Annotated in this window: 10 protein-coding genes and 1 pseudogene; all 11 read right to left on the minus strand. The window is 37.5% G+C overall.

What is annotated here, in order from left to right:
• Positions 1-2 precede the first annotated feature (2 nt).
• Positions 3-773, minus strand: coding sequence for a GIY-YIG nuclease family protein (locus H3001_RS06630; protein ID WP_246368514.1), 771 nt, complete (start codon positions 771-773; stop codon positions 3-5).
• Positions 774-865: 92 nt separating this feature from the next.
• Complete coding sequence (locus tag H3001_RS06635) at positions 866-2,074, minus strand: restriction endonuclease subunit S (protein ID WP_181214457.1); 1,209 nt, start codon at positions 2,072-2,074, stop codon at positions 866-868.
• A 6-nt stretch (positions 2,075-2,080) separates the two neighbouring features.
• Positions 2,081-4,660 (minus strand): type I restriction-modification system subunit M, encoded by a 2,580-nt coding sequence (locus tag H3001_RS06640; protein ID WP_117597251.1) that lies wholly within the window; start codon positions 4,658-4,660, stop codon positions 2,081-2,083.
• 22 nt (positions 4,661-4,682) lie between these two features.
• On the minus strand, positions 4,683-5,672 hold the full coding sequence (locus tag H3001_RS19415; RefSeq protein ID WP_223805067.1) for a hypothetical protein: 990 nt from the start codon (positions 5,670-5,672) through the stop codon (positions 4,683-4,685).
• Positions 5,653-8,028: an N-6 DNA methylase gene (locus H3001_RS06650; RefSeq protein ID WP_032945671.1), complete on the minus strand. Its 2,376-nt coding sequence runs from the start codon at positions 8,026-8,028 to the stop codon at positions 5,653-5,655. Before H3001_RS06650 ends, H3001_RS19415 begins: the two co-directional genes overlap by 20 nt.
• A 125-nt stretch (positions 8,029-8,153) precedes the next feature.
• On the minus strand, positions 8,154-8,363 hold the full coding sequence (locus H3001_RS06655) for a helix-turn-helix transcriptional regulator (protein WP_032945672.1): 210 nt from the start codon (positions 8,361-8,363) through the stop codon (positions 8,154-8,156).
• A 141-nt stretch (positions 8,364-8,504) separates the two neighbouring features.
• Positions 8,505-8,780: pseudogene (locus H3001_RS19420) on the minus strand (MobV family relaxase); the annotation flags it as partial.
• Between the two features lie 35 nt (positions 8,781-8,815).
• Entirely contained in the window at positions 8,816-9,388 is a 573-nt protein-coding gene (locus tag H3001_RS06660) for an RloB family protein (protein ID WP_032945676.1), read from the minus strand.
• 12 nt (positions 9,389-9,400) lie between these two features.
• Complete coding sequence (locus H3001_RS06665) at positions 9,401-10,609, minus strand: AAA family ATPase (protein WP_032945678.1); 1,209 nt, start codon at positions 10,607-10,609, stop codon at positions 9,401-9,403.
• A gap of 607 nt (positions 10,610-11,216) precedes the next feature.
• Positions 11,217-12,104, minus strand: coding sequence for a carbohydrate kinase family protein (locus H3001_RS06670; protein WP_181214458.1), 888 nt, complete (start codon positions 12,102-12,104; stop codon positions 11,217-11,219).
• A 29-nt stretch (positions 12,105-12,133) separates the two neighbouring features.
• The gene (locus H3001_RS06675) at positions 12,134-13,180 is read right to left on the minus strand and encodes an NAD(P)-dependent alcohol dehydrogenase (protein ID WP_181214459.1); all 1,047 of its coding nucleotides are present in this window, start codon (positions 13,178-13,180) and stop codon (positions 12,134-12,136) included.
• Between the last annotated feature and the right edge of the window lie 32 nt (positions 13,181-13,212).

The following is a 13,212-nucleotide window of genomic DNA, read 5'->3' on the forward strand; positions in this document are numbered from 1 at the left end:
AGCTATTCTTTGTTTCTATAGAGTTGATTTAATGTTTTAGCTTTCTTCTTATCAATATTGCTTATCCAAGCTGACCAACCGTTCGAAGAACGACCGAGACAGAATACTGCAGCTCCACTTGGTGATGGAAATGACTTAGCACGCTTTACGATGTAGAAATCGTCTTCCAGTTCACAACGGCATTCTTTGAGCATTTTTGCTCTCTGTTCTGGGTGTCTGAACTTAGCACTTTCTTTCACACATATCTTGCTTCCTTCCAATACTGTCATGCCTCCATCATTATAGATACCCTTGGCAAGAATTCCATTCTCTACGATGTAGAACATAGGCGACTTGTCTGTTACTTCAGCCTTCTCGAAGATGTTATAACCCATGAACGACACGATGAAGCGGATGTCTTCAAAGTATTCGTCATCGGTACTTCTTTGCGACTCTGTCAAAGTAGGATTTTTGGGATTCTGCTTGTTCTCATCCAGCGTATACTGATTGACTTTCAGTGCAAGCTCCACAGATCTCTTTTCAAGATACTGCACGTCAGCCTTTGTCTTGTCATGGGCAAGCGAGACAAATACCAAAGCTCTTTGCCAGAAATCCTTCTTATTGATATGGTCACGGACTCTCTTATCAAAGTTTTCGGTCTCACCGATATAAGCTTTCGGATTTCCGCTCTCTTCTTCACCTATTAGTATATACAAAGCCGGCGTACGCAATTCTTTACGTTCATCTTCTCGCAAAATGTCTATGCGTGTACGGGGTATATTATAAGCAATCATTGTGCGGTTGCTTATCACGACGGTTTGCACTCCCTTTGGCGTTCCGTCAATCAAGTATGTTGTTATAGTCTTGCCCATGTTGAATATTTTGATTAAACAAACATCTTATCAAGACACGATGATTTGATGCGTTTTAGTGATTCTAGTTTCTGTTCTTCGAGAGATATTTGTTTGTCGATGGTACGGAAGAAAATAGAGATCTGTTTCTGCTCTTCATAAGAAGGGAAAACAAAGTCCATTTCCATAAACTCCTTAAAACTGATTGAACGACCATCTCGAATACCATAAGTAATCAGTTTCAAGCGATCAATGAAAGCTTTAGACATAAAGATGTACTTCCAATAATAGTCATCGTGTTTGTCATCTTCCTTGAAACCGAATACTGTATATGCCGGAGAACAAATATCTTCAACGGACGAGTGTGCAAAGCCACCTTGAAATGAACGAAGATGGATGACGAACTGACCTGGCAACACACGCTTGTATGTCACCTCGTTTGATTTATCATGGAAAATATCATATCCACTTTCACTTCGAGGAGCCATTCCTCTAATATCCTGACATGCTGATAGTACAGGAAGCTCTGGATGGTTCCTTTCGTCGAAGGTCTTGAACAATTCGTTGGCTGTCATTGAAGAATATTCATCTTCAAATCCTTTGAATCTAACTCTAGGCCTTGTCTCACCTTTTTGTGGGAACATTGCATGAAGAGAAGCAGTCTTCATTTGTCGGAGAGATGCTATTTTTTTTGATGATATTTGGATTTGCTTGTCTAGCAATTCAAAGCACTCAACAATTTTATGTTGTTCAGGAAAATTTGGCAAATACACCTTCAATTCTTTGAGGTCGGAATAAGCCAATGTCTGGCGCATACCATCACCCATTTTATAATAGACTTTGGTTATATCATCATAATAGTGAAGCAGTGTGTAGAGATAATGCGGATCTACAACTCTAGTATCACACTCCACACAGACATAAGCAGGTGTAATGATGCCTTCTTCTTCGGATATGCCAACTCGAAGACTTTTCTTGTCATTTTGAAGATCGGTCACTCGAAAAACGATAATATCTTTCTTTATTATCTGATAAGTATCGAATGAAGCAGGTAAAAGTCCTTTTTTAGATTCTATATCCTTGCGCACTATCTTGCCATAGCTCAATGACAAAAGATTCTGATGATGAACATTCTTGTTAGACTCCCTATATTGACGAGTTATTTCACCTAAGGTTGTTACCTTCCAAGAATACTTAAACTCATCGAATCTCATTGATGGTATTATGTTTGTCATTTCTTCCATATGTGATTATAACAAAGATTGTAATTCCTTCAAACCCTTAATGTCATATTCTGAACCCATTAATTGGTCAATCATCGAAGATATTATATTGCCATTGATAGAAATGTGGGAATTGATGTCTCTATAACTTGTTTCGTATCTGCCACAGAGATATACTAAAGATTTGCTCAAAGTATATATTTCGGATTCAAGAGTTTGCTTTATTGCATCATAAATAGGTGTAACCCACTTCAAATGCAAAAATTCGTCCACCTCTACATCTGTCAAATTCTGTATGGTATCAATTGTTTTAGACTCTAAATCAGCCTTTGCCACCTTGATAGCCTTGTTTGTCTTGCTTTGCTTGTCCCAAAGAGCAACAATCTCCTTGAGTTTTGCCTTTGTCTCAGGTTCAATAGAATCTCCCTTGGTTTTGGCATCACTTGTAATCTTCTTCTTGTTCAACTTTGGACTGTCGCCATCCTCAAGATATACCGTAGTTTCCTCTTCAGTGAAATTGTTAGGTGCATCCTCAAGATTTGAGACACATTCGTCCACTTCTGCTTGCATCTGAGCAATAGCATCAAGTTCTGACTGGAATTTCACACTCTGCACTAATTCGAATGGCAAAATACGCCCTTTAAGTCCGTCTGGAACCTCGACTTCGTCATCACCATCCTTCTTTATCTTATAAGCCTGCTCAACGGCACGAACCGCCTCCATACCATCGGTTTGGATTGTCTCAATGTCATTGACAATTGTCTGCCAGTTGTCTGCCAATGCTTGATATGCGGTATATTTATCAACAAGTGCGATTGATTGTAGGCGGCGGAAGATTTCTTCTGCAATGGCATCCTGCTCCTTCATTTCGTTTACAGACATGACATTGGTGATAAGGTGATCATGAAGCATATCCTCGAAGCCTGCAAAGGCATCAACAAACGACTGTTTCAATGCTTTTACGTCTGCATTTTCGTTGATAGCATCAGCTATGCTCTCCACCTTCACGCTTGCGTATGGACTGTCATCTTCATTTCTTTGGAATAGTTCGCCACGCAATGATGGTAATGCCTGCCAATAGTTTTCGAGCGAATCAATCTCACTCTCTGGAATGCCTCCAAACATAGTAGCGTAGATGTCATACTGCACAGCAGTTTCGCTTGAATCTACATAACGGGGGATGTTAAGGTTGTAACCATTCTGACGGATTTCGTCACGAGATACTGCACGAGAGAAACCGGGGATTGACTTTCTATCACGAACGGTATCGGCAATGCGCTTAATGTCGCAAGCACGCAGTTTGTTCTGCTTGCCATCCTTTACAAATCCCTTTGAAGCATCAACGATTAGTACATCATCATTATCACGATGCTGCTTCAGCACCATAATGAGTGTAGGAATACCAGTGCCAAAGAAGATATTGGCAGGCAAACCAATGATAGCGTCGATGTTGTTCTTCTCTATGAGGTTCTTACGAATCTTCCCCTCGCCATCAACATCTTTTTCTGGATCACCTCGAAAAAGTACGCCATGAGGCAGAACGATAGTGAGAATGCCGTCAGGCTTGATGTGGTGGAGTTCATGGAGCAGAAACGCATAATCAGCCTTGCTCTTTGGAGCCACACCGTAATCCTTGAAACGAGAGTCCATTTCTGCATCAGTAGGATTCCAATGCTGAGAATATGGAGGATTGCTGACCACAGCATCTACATAAAGAGGCTTGCTCATATCGCCTGCCTGTACAGGCCAATCTTCATCAAGCGAGTCTGCACAGCGAGCATTGATGTTGTTTGGCTTGATACCACGCATCACAAGATTCATTCGAGTGAGGTTATAGGTATTCTCTTTCAGCTCCTGTGCATAGTACTTAACTTTATTCTTGTCCTCGATATGCCTACCAACCGACTTGCCAATAGTGATAAGCAACGAACCAGAACCAGATGTTGGGTCGTAAATCTCGATAGTTTCCTTTGCCTTATGGTGTTCTGCCACAATCTCCGACATAAGTATAGCTACTTCGTGTGGTGTATAGAACTCACCAGCCTTTTTGCCTGCATTGGCGGCGAAGTTACCAATCAAATATTCATAAACATAGCCAAGCACGTCATAGTCTTGACTGCCATCGGTAGGAATATCCTTAATGAGTTTTATGAGGTCTTTTAGTGCGCGAGTTTGCGAAGCTGGATTCTCTCCAAGTTTACTAAGACCGGCTTGCAAAGTCAAAAAGATCTTTTCATAGACAGAGCGATAGTTCGCACTTACCAAACGGTCAAAATTGTTAAGTGCAGCACTCAGGTCTGCCACATTAAACATAGAATCAGGCTTCAACCATGTACTGAACAGATACTTATACTCGATAAAGTATCCGATATTGTTCTTACAGTACTCAATAGTATCCTTTGCATTAGCATCTTCATAGTCTTCAACAAGAAAAGGCATATCCTCGTCAGTCCATCCATCCTTACGAAGATATTGCTCCTCGTTGTCACAGAGAAACTTATAGAAAATAAGACCAAGGATATAATCCTTGTATTCGTTGGCATCGATCTTCGAACGCATCTTGTTCGCCGATGCCCATATTTTATTTGCAAGTTGCTGCTTATTCATATATTTACTTTTTACTTACTAATTAATTTATTCTAGTGATTTTATACAAGTTTTGACCATTTATTTGACCTTCAGTCAATTTAGTTATTAACTCGCTATACCATCTTACAACATCCATTACTTGATAAAGGCAAGACCTAAACATGAAAGGAGACTGGGCTTCAGTTACATATTCTGAAATTTGTAAATTTAAATCAACTCTTTTGTGTGAACCATCTTGCGTAACATCTATCAGATTCCCTATGGTGTGAGATATTGCTTTAGGCATGATAGACTCGTTCGGCTTATAGACCAAATTGTTGTTCTTATAACCATATTGGCTCCAATAAAATTTAAAAGCATTTAATGTGCTTACTTCTATAGGGATAATATTATTGTCTTTACACAAATCCATAATTTGCTCCAGAATACCTCGTAAATCATTAAACATGGATATACTCCTATTATACTCAACATCGCGTGCTTCATTCAATAAAAATTGATATAGATTTTCACTACAATCATCATTTACCCTTTTGGCCATATTCAGCAATGCTTTATATTTCTTCTTGACCATAAATTCAATGGAATGAATGTGGTCAACTGTTGAAACTATCTTTTCTGCCAACAATTCTATATCGCCTTTTTGAATCAAACGTTTGGTTGTCGTAAAATAATCTAGCTCTCTGTTCTTGCAGATATCCTGCAATAGAATCTTTCTTGCTGTATATAGAAAAAAAGGTATATCCCTTTTCGTATTATAGAGTTCCAAAAAAGATACAGTGTGTATCAATCCACTTATATCATCAGACTCTAAATAATCAACATCCTCTTTACTAAAGTTTCCATCTACAACTACAGCATCAACTTCATCTTTATAGGTTTCTAAAGCATTTCGCAATGCTGTGGATGTAGGGACATACTCAAGTACTTCAATGCGTTTTTCATTGAATACCTTGCGAATAAGTTCATCCTGCTTTAGGGTTGCGCATTCATCATCTGCCCATATTACATTATATATATTCACCTCCATATTCAATAAATTTTGTATCATCAGATGTTAAATAAATAGGTAGCAATACATTGAATGAAAGCCACTCTGATTCACTAACAATGGATATCTTTCCACCAAAATGATGTGCTATTTCCATGACATGATTACCTCCAAGACCGTCTTGGGATGAGTTTAAACCCACATTACCTCTTTCAACAAAATCTTTAATACTATAGCCATCTGTCAAAGGATTTCCATTATTTGAGATTCCAATCATAACATATTTATTGTTATCAGCATATACCCCCTGAAGGTCTATGATTACCTTGTTATGAGAATTATACCTTTTATTAAAACCATGTTGGTGGGCATTAATAAAGATACAGTCAAGCATGGTAAAAAATAGATCTTTATCAATTTCTACCATGGTATCCTCAGAGACGTTCAGTTTAATTGGGGCCACATCAAAAGATTTGTACCCAAAGTTTTTCCAAGCCATAATATAATTAGATACTGTTTTGTACAGATTAACTTTTTCTAACTCCGGCTTTACGTGGCTAAAGTCTGTACCAGTACAATTAATCTGACGTAATGCAAACTGAATGTTATCATTCAATACATTTACTGGGGAATCAATTTGAGTAGAAGTCGCATTTTCTTTTCTAAGCACAGCTATAGCTGCACTCATTTTTGTGAATGTGATGCCTAAGTTATGAATTAGATCAGAAGATTTGCCACTCAAAACTTGAAGCTTTTCAAGTTTCTTTTTAAGCTCATTTTGCTCCTGACGATATATTCTCTCAACAATCAGTCTTTGACTTCTTAGATTCGTGTAAATAGGGAGATACAACTCATTGTAATTAACACGACTGATAATCCCTTGAGAATAAGTTTCTCTAATTCGCTTGTTATCTAATAGGACATGTATCAAATACTCTGGTAAACAGATATTTTCATTAACTTCAAAACAAGAGAAATTTGGACTTACAAACAATGGATCATTATCATTCTTGTAATAGAACTTATCTGCCGTCATATTAAGTATCACACACTTGTTGCTCACTTTAACATATCGGTCTGGATTTACCAATTCGATTGAGTTAATATCAATACTTCTAGTGTGGAATTCAGTAATGCTTGCACAAAGATGCTCTGAAAGTAAAACTCTTCCAGTCACATCATCAAATCTCCTTTCTCCACGTATTTGAGTTGTCATGTCTCTGAATTTAACCAGTGTTTGACCGGATTGCACCTCAATCATATTATGCAGATAATACACTGGATCAAGCGAAAAATCATGCGAATATGTTTCTTCCACTCTAACAACTCCAATTTGATTGCCTTCTGTTTTTTCTAATCTTTCAATAACAGCCTGATAGTTCAACTTTTTATTTCTTCCATCAGAAATAATGCAATCATCAGCATATACGAATTTGATATCTTTTGTATATCGGTGTTTTTTCAATACAAGAATAACAGAATCAACTCCTGTATATGAAAGAACCCCTCTTGGCAACTTTATAACAGCATCCACATAGTTTTTTTCACACAAGGTCTTTCTGATATGTTTATTGTTTCCACGAATGCAAGTTGAAGCTGATACTAATAGAACTGCTGAAGAAAGACTCTCTGATTCGATGAATTTACCAATTACGAAATCCTCTAATAACAAAGGACGACGTTCATCCAAACTCCTATCATTCAGACGAAGGCCAAATGGCAATTCTGATGCAAGGCAATCACAATTTGAATTTCCACGCCAATTAAAAGTACAATCTTCCTGATTAATTTCAAGTTGCTTGCCAGCTGCATTCAATCGAATATCTGCAATTACTTTTGTACGATTGCTCAATTCAGAACAAACAAACTCTATTTTGCTCAACTCTGGGAGAATAGCAAAAGAGCAAAGGCCAGCACATGGATCATATACTCTTCTTGGAGCACAATCAGTAATAAAATAACCCATTAATTGGGCTATTTCTTGAGTAGTAACACTTACGCCAGAATATTTTCCAGCATTTGACGTGTAAACAGAAATAATGTGTTCTATTATATCCTGATAGAATTCATTTATGTATTCATTACACATTGAATAAAACTGGAACACAGCTTCCGCTGATTGACCTTCAAAGAAGCTTGGATTAACAGAATTCCTTATCTCTTTCAAAAGAGGAGACTCATATCCATCTACAATTTCGATTGGCTGAATGTGCATTTTACCATGGAACAATGACTTTCCTTCGCCTACAATTGAAACAAGATGACCCTCATGATGTGCGCATAAAACATAAAACAAGGGCATTAATGAATCTACATCATATCGAATTAGAGAACTGAGACATTTATCCAATTCAACCATCAAATTATTACGAATAGCTTCTTTCACATTCATCATTTCTGAATCTATTTTAAGTACAACAATCAGTTAACAATTGCAAAGGTGTGAACAAAGAATGCAGACATTCTGCATAGTTCCCGAAAAACTATATAAGTTTTTGTTTTAGCAAATTGTATCTGTTGTTATTCATCTTGTTCACGAATCAAATCTTTGACTTCAACCTCTAATACTTTGGCTACTTGCAGCAACATTTCTAAACTGGGTTGTGCTGCATTAGTACACCATTTAGAGATGGTTGCAGGATCTTTTCCTACTTGTACTGCAAGCCATTTGTTAGTTCTCCCTTTTTCAGCAAGCATTACCTTGATTCTATTAATTTTTTTATTAGCCATATCTTTATGTGTTTACAACTAGGCAAAATAATGAAAAAAAATTCAATCTAATAAATAATAATACAATAAAGTACATGTATGACAAATAAAATTGTGTATAGTTCATTATTAATTCAAAAACTATATCCTTTTATCTCCTCTTGAACTAGCATTCTTTTCTAGGTTTACAATCTGCCTACAGAAAAACATCTGAAGTATATAGTCATGGTTATCGCCAAAAAAGAATTGAGTACAACAATTCGACTGAATTTTACTATTAGGCATAAATGGCTTCCACCCAAGTTCAGAAAGTCTTTTCTGCAATCTGACATTAAGAAACTTCGAATGATATCCCAACGGATATATTTTTCCATCATGGCCTATTTCAAAATTAAACTTCATCCTAATTTTGTCATAATGGTTAGTAGAATCCTCATTTTACCTATCTTTGCTCCCTTCCAACTTCTTTCATTTTATTCACTAACTTTTTTAATCGCCTTATAAATCTCACTATAAGAATCTCTACCTTTATATTTTTCGGCTAGTTCACATGCTCTATCCATTTTTGAATCAGCAAGCATTTCTTTAACCCATTTATCCTTCTCAAGGTATTTTCGAGTTTTATCGTATGTTGGCAGATATTGCTTTAATGCTCTTTCTGTAGCTGCTGAATCTTGAAAATGTCGACACGTATCTTCAAAATGTAGTAAAAACCAATATTCTATTGACTGTAAGCTATCACAGAGAATCACATTGGGATTATTTTCATATTTCTTTTTGAGCGACACCATTTTTTTATTTTCCGCATCAGAACGCCTGCTAACATCTGCATCAAAAACACATATTACAAAGACATCTTCATCTAGAAGTTCCTTTATCTTCTTATCTATTTTTTCAATACTATTGTTTTCAAATAAACGAGGAGAAATAGAATATCTATAACCAAGTATTTTTTTCAAATGACTGAAATAGAATAATTCAGTCAAGCCCTCACCAACGATATGAATAACCTGTCTGGTCGCTGTATTTTTTCTTGCTTTTCTCATAAAAGTACATGATTATAGATTAGGAACTGCACCGAATTTACCAAATTTATATGCCTTTTGGAGAGAACTAATCCTATTCAATCCTTTGAAATCTGTTAGAGGATACAGCACACTTGATCCGTCCGGATTCTTTTCAGTAAACCAAACATTATCTTTCCTAAGCAAATCTTCTTCTCCTAATAGTCCATCATAATGTGTAGTGAGCAACAACTGGGCTTGCTCTGATTCTTTTAGAAAACGTTCAATGATGTATTCTATCAATTTCGGATGAAGAGAGGATTCAATCTCGTCAACTGCAAGAAAAGCATCTCTTTCAAGAATCTTTTGCACTTGAGCGGCCAAGCCAAACGTACGGATAGTACCGTCCGATTCAAACAGTTCCGGGAACTCATAATAATCATTGTTACCATCATCAGATGAAACTTTATGCTGATACATAGTATAATTGATCGAACCCTTATGTGTTTCCTGTTCTTTGGAAGTAATATTTGAAATATTGAAATCAGCTTCCTGTAGATATCTCAAAATATAATCTTTTGCAGACTCATTCTTGATTGATTCTTCGGCATAACGACTTAAAGATGATGCAGGCACAATTGCCGGCATAACCTGATTGGTTAGATACTGAAGAACTGCCTCTAATTCTACAATATGTGTATTTACCTGCATATAAGCAGCAAAAACTGACATGTTATGCAAACACTTCAATGTTATTTCCTCTTTGACAGATTGCGACATTTTGATCTTCTGTCCAAATTTAATAACCGATACGTTATTCTCAGTATTTCTTTCAAATATAGTAGCAGGCTGTTGACTTGGATAATAGATTAGACTTTCCTTTGCTACGTGCCATCTGTCTAAAGCTACAGAATAGACATAACGAACTGCTTTTTCCTCATTCTTCAAGTAGAACGAAATCGAATATTCAGATAACTGCCTCGAACTTGTTTTATTCAGGAGAAACGGGACTATTTGAATTTGTTCTGCCTTATTAAGTGGGGTATAAGTAATGAATGACTTGATAAAATCACAAACTTTAATAATATTACTTTTACCCGAAGCATTTGCTCCATAAATGACAGCCACTTTCAATAGTCTCACATCACCCCCCAATTCGACAACATGATATGACTCCATATCCTTACTTCTATCAGCTTCAAAACTTAATATAGCCTCGTCTCTGAATGAGAACATATTCTTAAATCTAATTTCTGCTATCATATAATTGTTTTTCTACAAATATATAACTAAATATCTATATTTGCAAATTAGATTTCAATATTTACATCATTTATGCAAAAATCAAAAACTAATACTCTTTTATCGAATTTATTGCACCCGTAGTCAATATAATCATTAAATCAGAACATCAGTCCACCCATTAATATAAAAAATCGATACAAGCTAACATCAGTCTTCGTATTATCTCACTTAACAAAGATTTATATACAACCCGAAAATACGTTTTCTATTTGCATAATATTGCACGCCATTGATAAAAATGCCATATCACTAAAAAAGGGTAAAAAATACCTCGTTCTTGTAACTTATTTGCTGGAAAACTTTGAAATTCAACAAAATACAATTATCTTTGTCTTACAAAAAGAATGTGGCAGTGTGCAACTTGTTGATAATCAATGAGTTACAATGACTAAAAATGACAAGAAATTAGACTTCTGTACCTTTTAGAGCTCCAAACATTTGATACTCAGAAACTTGCAATTACTGCATCGGCAAGTAATGGCTTGTAAACAGCCATAACCAACTATAACCATTTAGAATAAGAGGCTGTCTCAAAATGAGACAGCCTCAATGATATATAATCTTTTCATACATCCATCGATCTCAAACGATTAGGAAGCACTGGCATTGCCCCATGTTGCGTACAGACATAAGCAGAAACGGCTACGGCCAACTTATGTGCTTGGACAACGGACGTACCGTTCAGCAAGGCAGCTACAAATGCAGCCGTAAAAGAATCCCCCGCCCCAACCGTATCTGCGACCTCCACTTTGGGAGTTGGGATAAACGAAGGATGGCCTTCAGCAAACACATAACTTCCATTAGTGCCACAAGTCAGAATCAATATTTTCAAGCCATACGTTTCCTGTAATTTCCGACAGGTTGCTTCTGCATCTGTATCGGAATATCCGAATAATTTCTTAATCACCTCCAGTTCCTCATCATTAATTTTCAGAATATTGCATTTCATCATTGATTTGTTGAGAAGTTCAGGAGTATAGAAATGCTGACGCAGGTTGATATCGAATATTTTATAGATTCCCTCTTCATCCGGAATCGCATCCAAAAAGCGGTTAATCGTATCATGCGATACTCCATTCCGCTGCGCCAGTGAACCGAAACAGACCGCACGGACACTCTGTGCCAACCGTTCAAACTCCTCAGTAAAAGGAATGTTGTCCCACGCTACATTTTCCTTGATTTCATATACAGGTATCCCTTCAGCATTAAAGAATACCTGTACGGTTCCGGTAGGAAACGGAACGACTGGCAATATATATTCCAACTTTTTTTCATCAAGATTGGCCTGCAATTCCTTTCCTAGAACGTCATTTCCCAATGCACTTACAGCCACGCTTCTCAATCCAAACTGTGATACGATATAAGCAAAATTTGCAGGAGCTCCTCCGATTTTCTTTCCCTCGGGTAAGACATCCCATAGTGCCTCACCAATACCGATTATTGTATTTCTCATGATCATGGTATGTATGTTTCAGAAAATTATTATCCTATCTTGACAACTGATTTCACGATATTTGCCTTATCGCTTATGCTTTTATCCATGGCATTCTGTATATCATGAAAATCGAAGACGTTAGAAACGATTCCCTTCAGGTTGACTTTGCCTGACGCTACTGCCTCAATAGCCATCGGATAGATATGCCGGTAACGGAAAACAGTCTTGAACGTCAGTTCCTTGTCGAGAGCCAGACTCAGCGGCAATGTCATTTCACCAGTTTTCGAATACCCCACAAGTACAATCGCAGCTCCTTTCTTGGCAATATGTATCGCCTGACGAGTAGTAATCTCCATACCAGCTGTTTCAATAATTAAGTCAGCTCCCTTACCTTCCGTCAGTCGGGCTATTTCTGCCATAACATCCGTATCCATTGAATTAATTACTTCTGTAGCTCCAAGTTCCATGGCTTTGTCCAGACGTTTCTGCATGATGTCTACCACATATACCTTCGAAACTCCTTCTGCCTTCAGTGCCATCATCGAAACCAGACCGATACAGCCCGCTCCGAATACTACAGCCGTCTGTCCGGCATGAGCCCCTCCCTGGTTGGCTGCATGAAAGCCAACAGCAAGCGGTTCAATAAGGGCACCTTCCATCGTATCGACATTGTCGGGCAACTTGAAACACAAGGCAGCCTCGTGTGCTACGTATTCCTGAAATACTCCATCCACCGGAGGAGTAGCAAAGAATACGACATCCGGACAAAGGTTGTATTTACCTTCTTTACAAAACTCGCAGTGTCCACAAGTCTTTCCAGGCTCCAATGCCACCCGGTCCCCTACCTTAAGATGCTTTACGTCCTTACCGACTTCCACGACCACACCGCCCGGTTCGTGGCCCAGGACAAAAGGAGGCTCCACTACATAGTCGCCGATACGACCTGTTTCATAGTAATGCATATCCGATCCACATATTCCTACATATTCCAGTTTCACCAGCACTTCGTTATCAGCAGGCTGAGGCACTTCACGTTCTACGAATCCCATTTTACCAATACCGTTCATCACGGCAACTTTCATCATCTTTTTCATACTCTTTGTTATTTAACTGTTTATACTCAATT

The organism is Phocaeicola faecicola (assembly GCF_013618865.1).
GTDB lineage: Bacteria > Bacteroidota > Bacteroidia > Bacteroidales > Bacteroidaceae > Phocaeicola > Phocaeicola faecicola.